Raw genomic sequence first — 19,965 nt, 5'->3', positions numbered from 1 at the left:
TATGGTAGTAGAACTTAATAGAGCTGATTTTAATAAGGTTACGGATTTATTTATAGATTTAGAATATAATTTATCAATTTTCAGTGTTATAAATAAAATCAATCCAGGAAGGATTTTTGTTAACAATGTGGACAATCCAACAACAGCATTAATAATAAGTCCCGAAGGTATGTATTTCGCAGGAAATGCAAAAGATGATGACTTTAATTGTGAGTTAAATAATATATTAAAAGATGATGTTTTTAAAAAAGCATTAGAAAAAAGTAAGGTAGATTATATAGTTTTTTATTCTTCAAAGGAGTGGGAAAAATCATTTAAAGATATATTTAATTCATTATATCCAATGGAAGATGATAGAAGATATCTAGAACTAGAAATAGATAAATTTAATAATGTGGAAGTATCGGAAAAGGTAAAAAAAATAGATAGAGAAATGTTGCTAGATAGTAATTTGAAAGAAATTGATGATGTAAGAGAAAGTATAATTGAAAACTGGTCTTCCATTGATAATTTTTTAGAAAAGGGATTTGGGTATGTATATATAATTGATGGTGGTGTTGTAAGCAGATGTATAGCTGACTGTGTAGTTGAAGATAGATGTGAACTAGGAGTAGAAACAGAAGAGGATTATAGAAAAAAAGGATATTGCACACAAGTGGTTATTGCTGCTTTAAATCATTGTAAAAATAACAATATAAAAAATGTAGGTTGGCACTGTTGGGATAATAATATTCCATCCTATAAATTAGCTGAAAAAGTTGGATTTGAGCAAAAAAAGAATATTAAAGTGTATTTTGGGTGGTATGATTTGTACGATAATTATTTAATAAATGGTAATTATTATCTCAAGAAAAATGTAAATTACAAGCTTTCAGCTGAATTTTATACTAGAGCCTTTGAAAATAACCATGGGTTTGTATGGCAATTTTATAACGCAGCATGTGCTTACTTTAAAATCAATAAGAGGGAAGAAGCTAAAAGATATTATCAAATTGCCTTGGAAAATGGATGGAAAGGTATTGAGCCATTAAAAGCAAGTCCACTATGTGAATATCTCTATGATTTAGAGGATAGCACAAGGATTGAAGCTGAATTAAAAATGTAGGAGGCTATTTTGAGTATTGCATTTGCTCTTTATATGATTTAGAATGATGTGGAAAATTAAGAAGTTAATTGAGCAATAAAGTTTGTTGTATGTCCCTTCACTCTCATAGTTTAATGTGAGCTTTGTTAAGAATATTAACATATTTTATAAATATTTCAGGTATAATTTTATTAAAAGGAAATTAAGTGGGGGTATGATTTATGAAATCGCTGATAATATATTGTTCTGATTATAAAAAAAACACTGAAGTAATTGCACAGATATTGGCTGACAAAATGGATTCGGAGTTAATTAATATAAGAGATGTTAGTGATTTAGACATAGAAAGTTATGATCTGATTGGATTTGGTTCTGGAGTATACAAGGAGAGTTTCTCACCAAAGCTTTTTAAGTTGGTTGATAAGTTGAATTTAGCAGGTAAAAATGTTTTTGTATTTTCAACCAGTGGAGTTGGGATGAAGTTCTATAATAGTAGGTTAATTAAAATTTTAGAGTCAAAAGGAGCAATAAACAAGGGTAGCTTTGCCTGTAAGGGTAGCTTTATAGCAAAGGATTTTACCAACAAAAAGCTTTTTAATATTATGGGCAGATTATCACAAGGGCATCCCAATCAAAGAGATTTTAAAGAAGCAGAAGGATTTATTATAAGGGTACTGGATTCACTTTAAACTTAGGTTATTAACTCAGGGTATTAATCTTCTTACTTAAGAACAAAAAAATATTTATTTATATTATAGTTGAGTAAAATCAGAAGATATTTATTATAGAAGGGAGAAACATCAATGAATATTAATTTTTCAATAGAAGAATCAGTAAAAAAACGATACAGCGTAAGAAATTATAAAGAACAAGAGGTTGAACTAGATAAAAGAAAGGCAATTGAATCCTTTGTTAATTCCTTGGATAATCCTTTTGGGAATAAAGTTAACTTTCACTATCTTGACAATAGGGAAATGATGAATGAAGAAAAGCTTGGAACTTATGGTGTTATTAAGGGGGCAATGCAATATATTGGAACAACTATTAAATTAGAACCAATGGCATTAGAAGCGCTAGGATATGAACTAGAAGCAGTTATTCTTTATTTAGCTCATCTTGAACTTGGGACCTGTTGGTTAGGGGGAACCTTTAATCGTAAAGGATTTGCAAAGGCTATGAAGATAGAAGAAGATGAAATATTTCCAATCATAACTCCCTATGGTTATGCTGCTACAAAGAAGCATATGAAAGAAATTGTAATGAGAAAAATGATAAAAGCAGATCAGCGTAAAGAATGGAATCAATTGTTTTATATAAATGATTTTCAGACAACTCTTACAAAAGAAAAAGCAGGAGATTTAGAGGTTCCTTTGGAAATGGTTCGCTTAGGCCCATCAGCATCAAATAAGCAGCCTTGGAGAATTCTAATAAAGGATAATGCATGCCACTTTTATGAGTATAAACAGCCGGGATATAGTGACAGTTTTCCATATGATATTCAAAGGGTGGATATGGGAATTGCTGCAGCTCACTTTGATTTTTCAGTTAAAGAAAAGGGGCTCAAAGGCTATTTTGATACAGAATGTGAACCAGAATTAGAATTGCCAGACCATATGGAATATGTGTTTTCTTGGATTAGAGAATAGGATAAGATATTATGTAATTTATTTATGCTTAAACTCCCCTTGGACTAAGGTCTGAGGGGAGTTTTTTATAGGGTATACCAAAATGCAAACTTAGTAAGTAGTGCTAAGAAACCTATAAATAACAATCCCAAAATGAACATTGAACTTCATTGTAAGATACTAACTTATATTATATAATATAGTAATAGTTGATAAATTTTGGTCTAAATATATAATACTAGGGGGGATTAAATGTCAAAATATAATTTGTTCTCGAAAAAGAAACTTGGGATCCTTGATATCATTGGAATTCCAGTTCATTACTGCCCCTTTTATACTATTTCAATTGCGGTTGTTAGTTTTTTTAGTGGTATAGTTCCAACACTTTCACTTTTAGCCACTTCACATTTCATCAATTCTTCAATATTATTTTTCACAGAAGGCTTGGGTGGAACTCATATCAAAATGTCAGTATTGGCAATTATTTTATGTACAGTGTATTTGAGTTTTTCACCTTTATTGATGGAGTATCTTAATAGGAAGCTTGAAAATAGTTTAATGGAGAATTTTTCTGTTTCTTTAATAGGTAGGATTGCATCACTAAAATATGAATATCTTGAGGATGACTCAAGCTTAGATTTAATATCTAGAGTTTCTAGACAACCTGAGACCCAATGTGTTAAGTCTTATGGACAAGCATTGGGAGCATTTAGTTTAATACTAAAAATCATAGGGATTATGAGCGTTCTTCTCTTTAACGTTGCCTGGGCTGCATTAGCAATTGCATTAATAGCAATACCAACATTTCGTATTGCTATAAGGGGTGGTAAAGAAAATTATGAAGCAAATAGAGAGTGTGAAAAACATATAAGAAAAGCGGGGTACCTATCAGAAATTCTAACTGGAAGAAATGCTGCTAAAGAAAGAACTCTTTTTAACTTCTCAAAGAAGGTTAATGATTGGTGGCATAAGCAATACGAAATTGCAAGAAATATTAAGTTTAAAGCCAGTTTAAAATGGTTAAAGGAGTCTGAAATTGGTGGAACTTTAACCTCCTTACTGATAGCAGTTATTATTTTAATTCTTGTATTTCCATTAAAAACAGATTTATTGTCTATAGGACTCTTTATTTCAATTGTTAATAGTATTCTGTCATTAATTCCAGATTTGGCTTGGCAATTACCAGAGTATACTGAAGCTATAGCTGAATCAAAAGAGTATTTGGAAGATTTTACGAAGCTATTGTCATTAAAGTATAAGAATGAGTACTTGTGTGTTCCATCAGAGAATCCAACTACATTGTATCGAATAGAATTTAGGAATGTAACATTTAGATATCCAGGAACTCAACGGGATGTATTGAAAAACCTTAACCTTATCATTGAAAGAGGTATGCACTATGCTCTTGTTGGTGCTAATGGTTCCGGAAAGACAACAATCACTAAACTACTAACGGGATTGTATGAGGAGTTTGAAGGAGATATTCTTATCAATGGCATTTCAATTAAGACGTACAGCCAACAAGAATTAAAATCCATGTTTGCTATAGTATATCAGGACTTTGCTAAATATGAGATTTCATTGAAGGATAATATAGCATTAGGAGATGTAAACAGTTATAGCACTCAACGCCTTGAAGAAGCAATTGAAGAAAGTGGATTAAAGGAGTTAGTACAAGAATTACCTAGAGGTATAGAGAGCTCTATTGGTAGAATTGTTAAAGAAAGTATTGATTTATCAGGTGGACAATGGCAGCGAGTTGCCATTGCAAGAACACTAGTAAGTAATGCTTCCTTAAGAATTTTAGATGAACCAACGGCAGCACTAGATCCAGTGAAAGAGAGTCAACTTTATGAGAACTTTGAAAAAATTAATCATGGGAAGACCACACTTCTCATTAGCCATCGCTTAGCTTCAACGAAACTTGCAGATGTTATATATGTAATTGAAGAGGGAACTGTAAGTGAACAAGGTAATTTTGATGAACTAATGAAAATCAATGGTTCTTATGCTGAAATGTTCCATAGTCAGAGGAGGTGGTATGAGAATGAAAACTAATAGAAAATCTGACTGCAGTATAATTGTTCAAGCATTTCAAAAGGTAATTGGTGCCTGTCCAATGTATTTTCTATTTATTTGTATCATTGACTTACTATTGGGTTTAACACTTGCTCTTAATACCTTGGCCCTTGACAACTTTTTTAGCCTTGTTGGTCAATATGTTGCTGGAAAAACAGTATTAAGTGGAGTATTGAGTTCTCTTATATTACTTATCCTTTGTATTTTGGCAAACCCAGTATTAAATGGGTTAAGTACAGTTTTTTGTTTAGACTATGAACGTAAGGTGATAGGAAAACTTGAAAAGATGTTCAATGATAAATGTGCCATGCAGCAAACAGCTAGTTTTGAGGAAACTTCTTTTTTAGATGGTATTAATAAGGCACAGAAAGGTGTAAAAAATAGTGTATCACTTATAACAGGAATTGTGGATGCTACACTAATCTATATCCCTTATTTTTTAATTATCGGTGTATACCTTTATAGCTTAAAACCAAACTTAATTATAATCATTTTTTTATTTTCCATTCCTATTATGTTCTCTCAAATGTTTAAAAGTAAATTATATGCTTCACTGGAAGATAAGGCTGCACCCTTGCGTAGAGAATGTGAGCATTATGGGGAATGCATCATTGGCAAAGAAAAATTTAAGGAAACAAGATTACTTGGAGCATACAATTTCTTTATTAAAAGATATAAGAACAGATTACAAACTCTAAATAATGTTACAATGAAGACTCAAGTTAAATCAATAAGGATTGAGTTGTTATTTAAAATTCCCGTGGTATTGGGACATGTAATTACCCTGCTATTGCTTGGTAGGTATCTTCTTGACGGTTCCATTTCAGTAGGAAACTTTGGTGCTGTTTTAGCTTCAACAGCAATGATTATGAATATGTTAGAACAGATGATTTGCTATATAATAGGAAACTCAATGAAGCAGATTGGGACTGTGGATAACTATCTTAAATTTATGAATATAAAAGAATCAGTAGGAAAGCAAACTAACTATGAAAAAGCTCCAGCCATTGAGCTTAAGGATGTTTCCTTTAGTTATCCAGAGAGTAAGAAAGATGTTATTTCAAAGGTATCTATAAAATTTCATAGTGAGGAAGTCATAGCTATTGTAGGAGAAAATGGTGCTGGGAAAAGTACATTAGTAAAGCTGATTTCTGGGATTTATTTACCTAATAAAGGTAGTGTATATTTTAACGGTGAAGATACTAGAGGATTAGATCCTAAAACCTTGATGAGTAATATTTCTAGTGTCTTTCAGGACTTCCAACGCTACAAGATGACACTGCAGGATAATATCATTATAAGTGATACATCAACAACTTTGATAAACCAATGTGCTCAGAACTCATTAAAAGAAGCTGATTTAAATGTGAATTCCAAGGTATTTCCACAGGGTATGAATACAATGCTTTCACGAGATTTTGATGGGGTGGATCTTTCAGGAGGACTTTGGCAAAGAGTAGCCATTGCAAGAGGATTTTATAAAAAACATAATATGATTCTTCTTGATGAGCCTACAGCTGCCATTGATCCAGTAGAAGAATCTAAATTATATATGAAATTTATTGAGTTATCAAAAGGAAAAACATCTTTTATTGTTACCCATCGCTTATCTCTAACTAAAATGGCAGATAGGGTAGTTGTAATGGATCAAGGTAAAGTTGTTCAAATAGGAACTCACAAAGAATTAATTAGTGTAAAAGGAAAGTATCAAGAACTGTATAGTTCTCAAAGTAAGTGGTATGTAGAAAACTAATATGATGAAAATAAAGATATTCAAAAGAGTTTGTTTAAAAGGAAACACATTTAGAACCTTGAGAAATCAGGGTTCTTTTTAAGTGCAAAAAGTTATATGTTTCCAAAGACATAGTAAGGAAACAATGAAAGTGATATAATAAAGCGAATGAGTATGACTTTTGAAGAAGAATACGTGAAAAAGCATAACAAGAAGAATTTAGATTGAATCTTTAAGAAGATAAATTAGAGGAGGATACATAATGAAAATTTCAAAAGAAGATGCGTTGATGTGGTTTGAGTTTTTTGCCATGCTGCCAGAGGATGAGGAGCTTATGACAAAACAGCAGGAAATCATATACGCTACCTTTGCACAAATAGAGGAGTCAATTGATCATAGAAATAATGCCTTAATGTCGGAAATTAAAGACTTAAAAACTCTAGGGAATAGAACTTATTTTGTGGGAAATGAAAGAAAGTTTGCAATGGGATGCCGTTCTTGTCTTATGGGAACTGGCTTAAGTGCAATTAGAAAAACCAACAAATGTAACATAGAGTGTAAGTTCTGCTATAACTATGGAGAATTAGAGGATCAGCCTCCTATAGGTGAAGGTATGTGGGAAATTGGAGGTACAAAGTTTTATGAGAAGGATATAGATTTACTTCTTTCAATCCATAAGAAGCCTACTGGGGTATGCTATGTTTATTTAGAGCCTTTTATGGAAATTGAAAAGTACTATCCTGTTATAAAGAAGTTTAGTGAGGCAGGTGTTCATCAACATTTATACACCAATGGTACTTTAGCTACGGAAGAAACTTTGAAGGCATTAGCAGAAGCTGGCCTTGACGAGATAAGATTCAACCTAGGGGCAACTAATTGTGCAGATAAAGTTATAAAAAATATTGGACTTGCTAAAAAATATATTAAAAATGTAGGTATTGAAACTCCAATGACTCCTGAGTTTTTTGAAGGATTTTTTGAGAAAAAAGAAGCAATTTTAGACACAAATCTGGATTTTATAAATTGTGCAGAGCTACATTTAAATGAGAATAACATACACAATTATGAAGGCGAAAATATGTATATTTCCAGACATGGCTATATTTCTCCAACTTGGAGCAGAGAATTAACTCTTAAATTCATGAAAATAGCTGAGGAGGAAAACTGGGATTTAGCAGTTCATGATTGCTCAAATCATACAAAATTTGCGAGAAATTTAAACTTGAGTAGCAAAGAAGGTAAGTGGTTCGGAGCTAGCAGCTATGGCTGTGAGTTTTCAAGGATACCATACGAAGTATTTTTACCAATACTGAAGGATGATAACTTCAAATTTTTATGTGAAGAAGAACTGCCTGAGGGCTATAAAGTAGGAGAGCTGTTTTTTTAATTAGATAAATGGAGTTTCTTTATATCTTCATCTGAAGTGACAATTATCATATCAGTATTCCTAGGAGCGATAAATATAAAAACTACAATTTCTTCTACATCTATAGAGAGGTAAAAACTAATGGAACTATTAATAAAAAATGTATTAAAACACTGGGGATTAGAAAATGCAACTATTGATAGTCGTTTCCATGAGGATTCGTCTAGACAAATATATTTGATTATAGCAAATGATAAACCTATGTTATTGAAAGGAATTCCTGATGCAAAATCAGAAGAAGTAATAAAAGGAAATGTTTTTGCCCATGAATATCTAGGAAATAAGAAGCATATAGCACCAGAACTTATATATACACAAGATGGAGAGAGATATGTTCATAAAGAAGGATATTTCTTCTATTTAATGGAGTTTATCCAGTGGCGAGGTTTAGAAGAAACTCCAGAAGATGAATATGCCCTTGGTAAGCTGGTGAAGACATTACATTCATATGATAACTATAAATATCCTTCTGGTTTAAATGAAGATAAAAATAGGTTTTATGAATGGTTTAAAGAGAAGCCTTTCAAGAAAGAGTTTGATAACATTTTGGATGAAATACCCAAATTCAGTAACTATAATCAGTGCTTTATTCATACTGATATAGGTCCACATAATGCTATGATGAAAACTACAGGAGAAGTTGTGCTTATTGATTTGGATGATGCTGGTATTGGTTGCAGATATCTAGATATGGGATGGCCGTTTATTATGCAGTTTGTAGATTATAATCACACAACTGAGGAAATGAAATATCGCTTTGACTTAGCTGAAGCTTTTCTGAAAGGTTATTACGGAGATGAAGATATATTAAGAGAAGAGTACGACTTGATATGGCAAGGAGCTATCTATATGCATATATCATATATGAAAACTTGGGGACCATATGCAGTAGACTCTCTTTGGGATATTTTAAAATTTGGAATGGATCATAAAGAAATTCTTTGGAATCATATAATACAAGCTTAGAAAAGTGAGAATCTAAATCTTTGATTTAGGCTTTTGAACTTACTGGTTAGAAGTATGTGAGAATGAGTTATATTAAAAAACTGATATCAATGGGTTTCGTGATTTAAAAGTGAATAATTGGATGTGTTTTTTCTCCTCTTGGACTACAGTCTGAGGGGATTTTTTTATGGTGGTATATAAATATACAAAAGTAGTAAGTATTTTCGATGGAAAATAATACAACCTTCGGAGCTTGTAGAGATTGTTAGGGGCAAGCTCTTGTTTTATAGTTAAGTTGCATAATTTATTTTAGGTAATAAGTACTAATTGTAAGATGTTGTTACTTGCTAAATTCATATTTTAAAGAGGCAATTTATATTATCTTAAAAACTTCACGTAGTCAATAGATATTTGGGAAAAGTGTGAAATTTAACCGATATTGAAGTTAATATATTCATGCGGTAGTTCAACGTACTTTTATCATTTGAAATTAAAATCCTTAATCTATATACTCGTTCTTATAATGAATTAAGTAAAATACAGGGGGTATAAAACAATTATGAAAAATGATTTTACAAGAGTGTTATTAGAAAATTGTTTAGATGTAGAGGATTTAGATATTAATCTTAATAAACTAAACTTTCAGTTTTCATCAAAGCCTTTATTGATAGGTGGAAAAGCTAAGGAATATTATCAGATAAGAGAATCAGGTAAAGATATTGATTTTGTCATAACACAAGAAGATTATGAATTACTATCATATAAGTATCCTAATAATGTAAAGGAAATATACGATGACTTCGGAGTATGTAAGTATGAATTTGAAATGTGGAAAAGCATTTGCTTGTTTGATTATAAGTTTCTTTCAGAGGAAGCAATTGAAAAAGATGAGTTCTTAATAATATCATTTGAAAAACTAATGTTTTTGAAAGTTTTAGGAATGAGACAACCTAAATACTTAAAGGATTTGGAACTAATGAGAGATAGGATGGCTGAAATGAATACTTTATTGCATGACTTCTATTGATATTAAAAACATATTTTATTAGGACATATTTTTCATAATTAACGTCCATAGTTATTTAATAGTAAAAAGGCTTACTTTTAATGGTGTACTTTGATGGTAAGGTAATAGTGATAGGGTAGGAAATTCGTAAGAGAAATGTGCCGGCTAGAAAATACTGGTCGGCTTTTTTGTCATTGTGTGGTATAATTTTTTTTTTGAAGTCAGAAATAAACGGGGAAAGATACTTTTTAAAGATATGATGTATATGGGGGATGATCATTTGAAAATTGAAGAACCAATAATGGGATTTGCAGAATATAAATCAATATATTATCCATTTATATATGAAAATGGAATTTTGCAATTAATGCCACCTTCATTAGAAGCCTGGTCTATAGAAAAAAGAAATTTGCTTATTAGTATGACAGATTTGAGAAAAGCAATCCATTCAAATGAGTGGATAGGATATTCCAACATTAGTGCAAAAGCACACAATGGAAATAATGTAATTTTTTACATTTCTAATGATTCTTCAAATAATAATGGGTTTTTGAGTTTTTCTGTTTTATATTTCTACGAGTATAGGCAGGATGAAATAAATGAAAAGAACATTGATGGTTTTAGTGTTACTGGAAGGGAAATAAACTATTTTTACAATCCAGCTAATGTATTTGAAACAGAAATACTTTTTGAGGATGAAAAAATATCTTCAACAAATGTTAAAATAGAACGAGAAAAAGAAATTGTACTAGGAAGTTATAAATATCAAGGAGTAGAAGTTACATTAATTATCAGTGCTGTTCCAACACTTCATTCTAATTCTGATATTCCATTATCAGCACAGAGTATAATAAAATTTATATTTTCCGAATCACGAGACATAGAGTTTACGGTTAATATTTTTGAACAGTGCAGAAAATTTTTCTTTTATATTTGTGGACGAACCAACATTCAATTTGATGATATTCAGGTATATAATATGAAAGATTCTATGCGTAGTAATGATGGAGTCATTAGGATGGTTTCGGAGCATGATGAAGAAGAGTTGGACTTAAAACGCACGAAAAAAGTGATTAAATATGAGTATATAAAAGAAAAAGCATGTTTACTATTTTCTGCAATAGCAGATGATAAAATATATTTTGAAAATTTATGTTCATCTATTAAAGCTACTCATTCATTTGGCATAGATAGAATAATTTTAAATTTTGTTGCCTTTGAAAGAGAGTTTAGAAATTTATACAGTGATGATATTGTTCGATCAGATGAGTATAATGAGATAAAAAATGAAATATTACATTATTTAGAAACGATGAAACAGGCTACTACTGGGAAAAAGAAAAAATATGTAAAATCATTTATGACTTCATTTGGAAAAACGGAAAATAAATATGCAGATAGAATGAGTAAGGCATTATCAGACTGTGAAGAAATACTGTTGCCGTTTTTACACTATAATTATGAAGGCTATAAAAATGAGATGATTGAAGAAATAAGTGACCGGATGAATAAGCTGAGGAATGATTCTGCACATGGGAATATTGATTTGCAAATTGAACCTATTAACATATCAGATTTTGCCACATTAGAAAATTTATTATATGCGATGCGCCTAAAAAATATCGGGGTTAACTTAATGGATATTAGAAAATCAATTAAAGATTTAAAGCATTATAATGTGATGATTAGTAAAACAGAATAACTTCTGCGAATTAGTATAAAATACTTCACAGTGTGGTAAATTCCGCTATATAGTATAAGTGGACATGTCAACCAGATGAATATACTTAGACTAAAATAGATGAGTAAGCAATATGAGATTACGTTATAAAGAGTAAGCAATTTATAGTGCAATCTCATATTTCATATAGCTATATAAAATAAATGATCTTAAAATTAAGAAAGTAATATTTGAGTAAGCACAATATAGGAAAGATTCGCTTATAGAAATGTTTTATACGTGAAGAGCGTAAATGACTTAATAAATAATAATTTAGAAAGTAAGTATTTTATATGCCAACATCTTCACTTATGCAAATTCCTAAAAGTAGATCAGCAGAAGAATTTGAGAGTGTATGTACAGATATTCTTACAAATATATATACTACTACATTTACACTTTATGGCAGAAGTGGTCAAAAGCAAAAGGGAATAAATATTTATGCTGAAATTGAAAAAGGTAAGTATATTGTAGAACAATGTAAAAATTACTTTTTATCAAATTCAGCTGATAACCTTTTTAAGCAAATAGAAAAAGATGTTAAAGCTGCAGAACAATCAAAGTTTAGAATATTCAAATTTATAGCAATGACATCAATGGATAGAGATAAAAATGTTCAAGATGCTATAATTAATATTGACAGTATCTTTGATATTGAAGTTTGGTTTTGCAAGGATATTCAAAAAAATATTTGCAATGACACTTCATTACTGTATAAATATTATCCTCAATTTTCTACTAATTCACAACTGACTATTAGCACATTAAACGATATTATTTTAAATCTAAATGCCTTGAAAAGTATAGCCCCAAAATTTAATTATGATTATAAGGATTATAGAGTGGCTTGTAATCAAAACAATGATACTGAAGTATATAATCAATGTGTATCAATGTTCAATGCTGCTTTTCAGATAAGTACTTTGAAAAATCAGTGGTACTTGCAAATTCAAAAACTTGGTATCCTTGACATTATAGAAGATGTTTTAAAGTCTATACCTAATTTTTATGATGCAAGTATAGACTGGACAGGGCAACTATGTGCTACACTTTAACTAATTATATTAATTATTTTTATTCTGATGGGGAGACTACAAAATTTATAAACAACTGTGAGTCGGTAGTTAAGCAACTCAAAGAATACAAATTTTAAGTAAAAATACAGATTGTTTACAAAACCCTTGATTTAAGTTTTTATATTTTTATAACTTAAGATTAGAGTTAGAAGGTTTATGTAGATAATTTAGGAACTACTTAAAGGAAAGGTATACTCAATGATATATATGTATAATCTTCCAGACAAAACATAACAAAAAAAGTCGGGAATAACTGCTTGAAAAGCAATATGATATAAATGTAGACAGGAGTGATGAATATGGGATGGATTGAATGTATTGGTGAAGCTATTAGTTACATTGAGGAAAATATTACCGAAGAACTTACAATAGAGGAAATTGCAACACAGGCTTTGGTGTCACCTTTTTATTTCCAAAAAGGATTTGCAATGCTTTGTGGTTTTACGGTTGGAGAGTATATTAGACAACGTAGGCTTACTCTTGCCGGCAGTGAGCTTGTATCTACTGATGAGAAAATTATTGATATTGCAGTGAAATATGGCTATAACTCACCAGATAGTTTCACAAAAGCCTTCACTCGTTTCCATGGTGTCACACCTACTGCAGTTCGAAAAGACGGAGCAATGATTAAATCTTTTGGGACCTTAAAAATCAAATTTTCATTGGAAGGCGGTTATATTATGGATTACAAAATTGTTGAAAAAGATTCATTTACGGTTATGGGAGTATCAAAGGTATTTAAATATGATAGTGCAACTAGAGAAATTCCACAGTTTTGGACAGAGCATTATCAAACAGGAAAGGGTAAAGTTGTGTGTGGAATGTACGGGGTATGCATTGATGAGAGTATGGGTTCAGATGAATTTGAATATTTGATTGCCGATAATTATATTCCATCCACAGTAACTCCAGATGGTTTTATTACAAAGATTATTCCTAAACACACTTGGGCTGTTTTTGCCTGCAAGGGTGCAATGCCAAAATCATTGCAAGATGTAAACCAAAAAATCTTCTCAGAATGGCTACCTAACTGTAAGGATTATGAAATTGCAGCTGGTTATAACATTGAAATGTATACAAATATAGCTGATTATCCAAAGGGTAATCAGGATGAAAATTATTACAGTGAAATTTGGATTCCTGTTAAGAAAAAATAATTAAAAGGTAAAAACCAATGCTTAGTGTTATTAAGTATTGGTTTTTTTATGTAATTAGCAAATATTCATGTGATATACTAAAAGAACACATATAATATAAATATTAAGCATATCTTTAAAGAAATATTTTTTCAAGAATATTGACAAACTTATGGCCAAATTAAAAGATGATATAATATAAAGGAGAAGATAAGAAATGTTTAGTTATAAAATATTAGGTAAAACAAGTATTGAAACACTTCATAAAACGTTTTTAGATGCATTTTCTGATTATCAGGTTAAGATGGATTTACCTATCTGGAAGTTTAAGCAAATGCTTCAAAGAAGGGGTTATGTCTCCGAAATGTCCATAGGTGCATTTAAAAGTGAAATGTTAGTAGGATTCGTTTTAAATGGATTTAGAAATTGGAATGGAAAATCAACAGTATATGATCTTGGGACAGGCGTTACAGTTGAATATAGAAGACAAGGTATCACAAGCAATATGCTTTTAAATATCAAAAAAGAGCTTAAAGAAAAGCAAGTAGAGCAATATTTGCTTGAAGTAATTAAATCTAATACATCTGCGGTTGAACTATATAAAAAACAAGGCTTCGAGATTCAAAGAGAGTTCCAATGTTTTCATCTAGATAAAAATAAATATAATCCAATAACAACCTATATGGTTGAACATGTTGACAAAATTAACTTAAGACAATTAACAGGATTTTGGGATTTTGAGCCATCTTGGCAGAATTCTATTGATTCTATAAGTGCTATACCAGAAGCATTTCAATATTCTATTGTGCGTTTTGATAACAACATTGTTGGCTATGGCATTATTGATAAAAAAACAGGAGATATTCCACAAATAGCAGTTAATAAGGATTATAGGGGTAAAGGAATTGCAAGAAGTATAATTACAGATATGATAAAAAATACAGAATCACATAAAATCAGCGTTCTTAACGTAGATGAACAATCTGAATCTACTAAAAACTTTTTACTCCAATTAGGGTTTGAATATAGTGTTAGTCAGTATGAAATGCTTTTGAAGATATGATTTAAATGATTAAGAAACAATTTTATAGATGAAGGGATAATAAGATAGGGATATTTTTGGAAGGATAGAGGGATTGTAGATTTGGTGTTATATTCTATTTTAAAAGCTGAATATATGGATGGATAGTATATCATGAGTATGATTTCCAAAACTAACATATAATGTTTACAAATATTTCAATTAGGTGTATAATTTTCATATGTAACAGTGTAATTTTGAAAGGTGGAGTGCCATTCGGTCAAATTAGTACTATGTAATCAAAAAGTATAATTTGGCACGGAGAAGTAAGATAGAATCATTTATTAAAATAGAGTGGTAAAACTGTTTGATGTGACAGTTTATTTGGTGAACCATTTTATTAGTATATGATTTTATTTTACTCTCTAGGCAATTGAACTATCTTTTTATGATAGAAGTCGTAGAGTAAAATCTACGGCTTTTTATTTTATTTAAATTATACTGTTACATCTATATTTTATATGAAAAAATTAATTTAAGAAGGAGATATTATTATGAAAAGACCATATGTGAACTTAAAAAGTGAAAATAAAATTAATGATTTTATGTTAGAATTAAAAAATAGTATAAAAAAGCTTAAATCTTTAGAAGGAGTAATTGGAATAACCCTAAATGGAGGGATGTCGCGAGGTTATGTAGATTATCTATCTGAAATTGACATAGTTATTTATTTAGATAAAGAAAATTATGAACTATGGAATAATGGAAAATCACCTATACCAATTGGGATTACAATGGCTCAAAAATATCTTTACGATATAAAGATATTAAATTTGGAGGAAGAAAAACAGAAATCGTGGGATAGTATTGCTTTATGGGATTTATCTTATGCAAAAATTTTATATGATCCCAATGGAGAAATAAAAAAATTTGTAAGAGATAAACTTATAAATAAACCAGAACCATTACAAGCTGAAGGATTACTTTTTGATTGTTGGTGGTATTTTAGATTAGCAGGTGATATATGGATTCATAGGGGGGATACAGTGCAAGGTCATTATATGATGAATAATGCTGTCACTAAGTTAATAGAAGCTCTATTTATAGTAAATGGTGAATACATTCCACATGAAAAATGGATTATTCATTTTAGTAGAACTCTTTCTTGGACACCAACACAATGGGAAACAAGAATTCTTGAAGTAATGAGTACAGGAGATTTGTCATTAGAAAGTTTAATTAATAGGCAAAGTGTTATTGAAAAGTTATGGGAAGAAATAGATTTATATATTGTTGAAAAAGAGTGTCCACATTTTAAGCTTAGAGTTATGCAAAAAAGCTTTTATGACTTACTTAAATTACTATTTGAAAATGATTTTGTAACAGTTGAAGAATGGAGTGAAAATGCCAGTTTATCCTTTTTATCAGGAGATCCTTTTTTTAGTTTTGTAACTATTGATGATGGAAAAATAATTGTTGATAAAGAAAAAGCTTTTTCAATAAAACCCAAGGATTTATATTATTGGCATTATGAAATTTTAGAAAAAGTATTATTAGAAATATAAGGTTTATTAATAAGTGGTATATTAGTAGAGTGATTAAGAGAAGAAAAATGCTCTTTTTTATTCGCAATGCAGGTCAAGAAATAGAGTTCTTTATGATATATACTTTAGATATTGGAGGTGGAAGAATGAGTGAGGCTGAAACTATTATGGCGGTACAACGTATGCAAGAGTACATTGATGTTAATATTTTAAGAAAGATTACGTTAAAAGAACTAGCTGTTGTGGCAGGATATTCACCATGGCATGCTGCAAAACTATTCAAAGAAGTTACTGGTAAGGCACCATTTGACTATATTCGTGCATTAAGGCTTACTAAAGCTGCGTTAATACTACGTGACAGTAATGAAAAGATTATAGATGTAGCGATGGATTTTGTCTTTGACTCACACGAGGGATTTACAAGAGCATTTTCAAAGGAATTTGGGATGCCGCCAAGAAAATATAGTCAATGTACACCACCAATAAAACTATTTATGCCTCAGAAAGTTTTCGATACCTACCGAGCATTTCATAAAGGAGGAAAAAAGATGAGTGATAACTTTAATACCAAATCTGTATTTGTACAGGTTATTCAGCGTCCTTCACGAAAAGTTTTGTTAAGGCGAGGGAAAAAAGCAACGGGTTATTTTGAATATTGTGAAGAGGTAGGGTGTGATGTATGGTCAGTACTTACAAGTGTAAAAGAAGCCATATATGAGCCAATTGGAATGTGGCTTCCAAAACATCTTATTAAAGAAGGAACATCACAATATGTGCAAGGTGTAGAAGTTCCCATTGACTACACAAATGATATTCCTAATGGGTATGAACTTATAGAATTGCCACCTTGCAAATTAATGATTTTTCAAGGTGAATCCTATAATGATGATGATTTTATGGATGCAATCTATGAAGTGTGGAATCATATTGAAAAATTTGACCCTACTGTTTACGGATATCAGTGGGCACCAGAAACTGCCCCAAGATTTCAGCTTGCACCAATGGGATACAGAGGATATATTGAAGCACGCCCTATTAAATCAATAAATTAAATACTGGATACAAAAACTTTTTTAAAGGCACTAAGGTAATAAAATCTTAGTGCTTTCTTTGTATGCATATTTGTTTATGGATATGGAAAAACAATCTACAGACATTCAGAAAATATGTGATGTGATATAATAGAATAAAGTTTAAAAGTTACTATATATGGAATATATAGTATGAGAAATATTATACTGCGAAAAATATTTAGATATTGATCAAAGGAGAATTAAGTATGAAATATAACAAGTATTGGGAATTCGAAGGTGAAATTACAACTCTTTATAACCAGAAAAAATACAGAGAAGCCTTAAATTTATTAGAATATGCATCAGAATATCTTCCTAAACAGGAATTTGATAAGTATTTATTTGAAATAATGATTTTAAAAGCTGAATTTTATTCTCATGAGGAAATGTATGAAGAGTCTATTAATGTGATATCATATCTTCTTAATGAAGGATGGGCATGTGATAAGGATATTTTTGATGAAGTTCATTTAAAAGCAGATATCAGGTATGTTGATCTTAAGAATAAAAATGATTCATTATTAACAAAGGCTAGAGAAAAGGCTAGATTTAAATATGCTGTCCATCTACCGATTAATTACATTGAAGGAAAGAGGTATCCATTATTTATTGCATTACATGGTGATCCTGGAAACATAGGTGAATTTAGTGAATACTGGAAGCCTGATGAATTTTTAAAGAAAGGTTTTATTGTTGTATATGTTCAATCTTCACAATTATATCGTCATAATGGTTTCAGTTGGACAATGAATCCACTTATTTCAAGGAATGATATCAAAGAATGTTATAATTTAATATTACAAGAATATTCCATTGATGAGGAGTGGGTAATAATTGGAGGATTCTCAGGGGGAGCAATAACAGCCTTAGACATTACATTTGCTAATGTGATTCCTATAAAAGGGTTTATTGCAATAGGTCCAGATTTTACAAAATCATTTACCAAGGTGAATGTTAAGCTTGCAGCTGAAAGAGGGGTTAGGGGCATATTTATGGAAGGAGAAATTATAATGCCATTGGAAGAGCAAGAAGAAATGATTAAAGTATTTGAAGAAGTTGATCTTCCCTATGAATTCTATGTAAATAAAGGTATAGGACATGCTATTCCACAAGATTTATCCGATAAATTAAATAAGGCATTAAGTTTTATATGTAATTGTTAATATTAAGTGTGCTACTTATTGTACTATAATCCTTTTGGTATTAGCACTATATACAAGCAATATTGTTAACCTTATAAAAATTATTTTAACTATACCACTTCTGTAATAAAAAACAATTTAAAAATCTAACTTTCATTAGGATGAAATCATAGTGATAGTAGTGCATAGCTGATAATAAAATATTATAATAAAGTAAAAGATAAATATGACTATTTCTCTATATAAATATTTACATAGGGAAATAGGTTTATAGAAAACTATTTTTATAGTTAACTAGGGATATATTTAACTATAAAACTATATAACTAGTTAACTAGTTGTTCTGTTCATGCGGGTTTGAGGGCTTTTGTTAATTTTATGGATATAATAAATAGGCAGGGGTATAGTGTAAAATTAAATGGTTATAAAGGTTATGATAGACAAAATAAAAAATACAAATATTATAGTGTTATGATAAGGGTGATTATGATGGTTTATTTAAGTGTTTTTACATTTCCAAATGATGATATAGAATTTGATTTTTTACTAGAGGAAAAAAGAACGTGCTACGACTCCTTTTATCCATTTAAGATATTATCAAAACATAGTTTTGAAAGAATTGATTTTGAACCAGTTACGATTTTATATGGTGGAAATGGTTCGGGAAAATCAACGGCATTAAATGTGATAGCAGAAAAAACAGGGATCAATCGAGATTCTATCTATAATAAATCTAATTTCTATCCTGACTATGTCAATATGTGTGAGATGCAACTTGAAGATGACATCCCTAAAAATAGCAGAATTATAACAAGTGATGATGTATTTGATTATATGTTGAATATCCGAAACCTTAACGAAGGAATTGATCAAAAACGGGAAAAACTTTTTGAAGAATACTTAGATGCAAAATATTCTCATTTCCAAATGAAGTCTATAGAAGAATATGAGCAACTAAAAAAAGTAAATACTGCTAGAAGTAAAACCCAGTCAAAGTTTGTGAGAAATGAAGTTATGGATAATGTAAGGGAGTATTCAAATGGGGAAAGTGCATTTCGATATTTTATTGAAAAAATTGGAGAAAATGGATTATACATATTGGATGAGCCTGAAAACAGCCTTTCTCCAAAACGTCAGATGGAATTAATGAAATTTATCGAGGACTCTGCACGGTTTTTAGGATGTCAATTTATCATATCAACACATTCCCCTTTTCTGCTTGCTATGGGTGGAGCAAAAATATATGATCTTGATGAAAATCCAGTTGATGTGAAAAAGTGGACAGAATTAGAGAATGTGCGTACATATTATGAATTTTTTAAGAGATATGAAAATGAGTTTAGATGATGTTGAGTA

At 30.3% G+C, this 19,965-nt stretch carries 16 protein-coding genes; all 16 read left to right on the top strand.

Annotated features, from left to right (window positions below):
- Nucleotide 1: 1 nt before the first annotated feature.
- The 16 genes from IO99_RS03460 (at nucleotide 2) to IO99_RS03385 (ending at nucleotide 19,956) form a co-directional block, all read left to right on the top strand.
- On the top strand, nucleotides 2-1,105 hold the full coding sequence (locus IO99_RS03460) for a GNAT family N-acetyltransferase (RefSeq protein ID WP_198028552.1): 1,104 nt from the start codon (nucleotides 2-4) through the stop codon (nucleotides 1,103-1,105).
- Nucleotides 1,106-1,305: 200 nt separating this feature from the next.
- On the top strand, nucleotides 1,306-1,773 hold the full coding sequence (locus tag IO99_RS03455; protein ID WP_035130335.1) for a flavodoxin domain-containing protein: 468 nt from the start codon (nucleotides 1,306-1,308) through the stop codon (nucleotides 1,771-1,773).
- Nucleotides 1,774-1,887: 114 nt separating this feature from the next.
- Nucleotides 1,888-2,730: a nitroreductase family protein gene (locus tag IO99_RS03450; RefSeq protein WP_035130332.1), complete on the top strand. Its 843-nt coding sequence runs from the start codon at nucleotides 1,888-1,890 to the stop codon at nucleotides 2,728-2,730.
- Nucleotides 2,731-2,961: 231 nt separating this feature from the next.
- On the top strand, nucleotides 2,962-4,767 hold the full coding sequence (locus IO99_RS03445; protein WP_035130329.1) for an ABC transporter ATP-binding protein: 1,806 nt from the start codon (nucleotides 2,962-2,964) through the stop codon (nucleotides 4,765-4,767).
- Nucleotides 4,757-6,541 carry an ABC transporter ATP-binding protein gene (locus IO99_RS03440; protein ID WP_198028551.1) on the top strand — a complete coding sequence of 595 codons (1,785 nt, stop codon included), beginning with the start codon at nucleotides 4,757-4,759 and terminating at the stop codon, nucleotides 6,539-6,541. Before IO99_RS03445 ends, IO99_RS03440 begins: the two co-directional genes overlap by 11 nt.
- A 241-nt stretch (nucleotides 6,542-6,782) precedes the next feature.
- Nucleotides 6,783-7,907, top strand: coding sequence for a radical SAM protein (locus IO99_RS03435; protein WP_035130326.1), 1,125 nt, complete (start codon nucleotides 6,783-6,785; stop codon nucleotides 7,905-7,907).
- 120 nt (nucleotides 7,908-8,027) lie between these two features.
- Nucleotides 8,028-8,912: an aminoglycoside phosphotransferase family protein gene (locus IO99_RS03430; RefSeq protein ID WP_035130323.1), complete on the top strand. Its 885-nt coding sequence runs from the start codon at nucleotides 8,028-8,030 to the stop codon at nucleotides 8,910-8,912.
- A gap of 538 nt (nucleotides 8,913-9,450) precedes the next feature.
- Nucleotides 9,451-9,918 carry a hypothetical protein gene (locus tag IO99_RS03425; RefSeq protein WP_051823894.1) on the top strand — a complete coding sequence of 156 codons (468 nt, stop codon included), beginning with the start codon at nucleotides 9,451-9,453 and terminating at the stop codon, nucleotides 9,916-9,918.
- A 259-nt stretch (nucleotides 9,919-10,177) separates the two neighbouring features.
- On the top strand, nucleotides 10,178-11,599 hold the full coding sequence (locus IO99_RS03420) for a hypothetical protein (protein ID WP_035130320.1): 1,422 nt from the start codon (nucleotides 10,178-10,180) through the stop codon (nucleotides 11,597-11,599).
- Nucleotides 11,600-11,910: 311 nt separating this feature from the next.
- A complete protein-coding gene (locus IO99_RS03415; protein ID WP_035130317.1) occupies nucleotides 11,911-12,672 on the top strand; it encodes a hypothetical protein in 762 nt (253 codons plus the stop codon).
- Nucleotides 12,673-12,992: 320 nt separating this feature from the next.
- Entirely contained in the window at nucleotides 12,993-13,850 is an 858-nt protein-coding gene (locus IO99_RS03410; RefSeq protein ID WP_035130314.1) for an AraC family transcriptional regulator, read from the top strand.
- A gap of 196 nt (nucleotides 13,851-14,046) precedes the next feature.
- Nucleotides 14,047-14,892: a GNAT family N-acetyltransferase gene (locus IO99_RS03405; protein ID WP_035130311.1), complete on the top strand. Its 846-nt coding sequence runs from the start codon at nucleotides 14,047-14,049 to the stop codon at nucleotides 14,890-14,892.
- A 512-nt stretch (nucleotides 14,893-15,404) separates the two neighbouring features.
- Nucleotides 15,405-16,415: a DUF4037 domain-containing protein gene (locus IO99_RS03400; protein ID WP_035130309.1), complete on the top strand. Its 1,011-nt coding sequence runs from the start codon at nucleotides 15,405-15,407 to the stop codon at nucleotides 16,413-16,415.
- A gap of 125 nt (nucleotides 16,416-16,540) precedes the next feature.
- Complete coding sequence (locus IO99_RS03395; protein ID WP_035130397.1) at nucleotides 16,541-17,446, top strand: helix-turn-helix transcriptional regulator; 906 nt, start codon at nucleotides 16,541-16,543, stop codon at nucleotides 17,444-17,446.
- Nucleotides 17,447-17,673: 227 nt separating this feature from the next.
- Nucleotides 17,674-18,630 carry an alpha/beta hydrolase gene (locus tag IO99_RS03390; RefSeq protein WP_035130307.1) on the top strand — a complete coding sequence of 319 codons (957 nt, stop codon included), beginning with the start codon at nucleotides 17,674-17,676 and terminating at the stop codon, nucleotides 18,628-18,630.
- A gap of 468 nt (nucleotides 18,631-19,098) precedes the next feature.
- Complete coding sequence (locus IO99_RS03385) at nucleotides 19,099-19,956, top strand: AAA family ATPase (RefSeq protein WP_035130394.1); 858 nt, start codon at nucleotides 19,099-19,101, stop codon at nucleotides 19,954-19,956.
- Nucleotides 19,957-19,965: the final 9 nt, after the last annotated feature.

The sequence above is a fragment of the Clostridium sulfidigenes genome (genome assembly GCF_000732635.1).
Classification (GTDB): Bacteria; Bacillota; Clostridia; order Clostridiales; family Clostridiaceae; genus Clostridium_J; species Clostridium_J sulfidigenes.
This window is presented reverse-complemented; position numbering and strand designations above follow the sequence as displayed.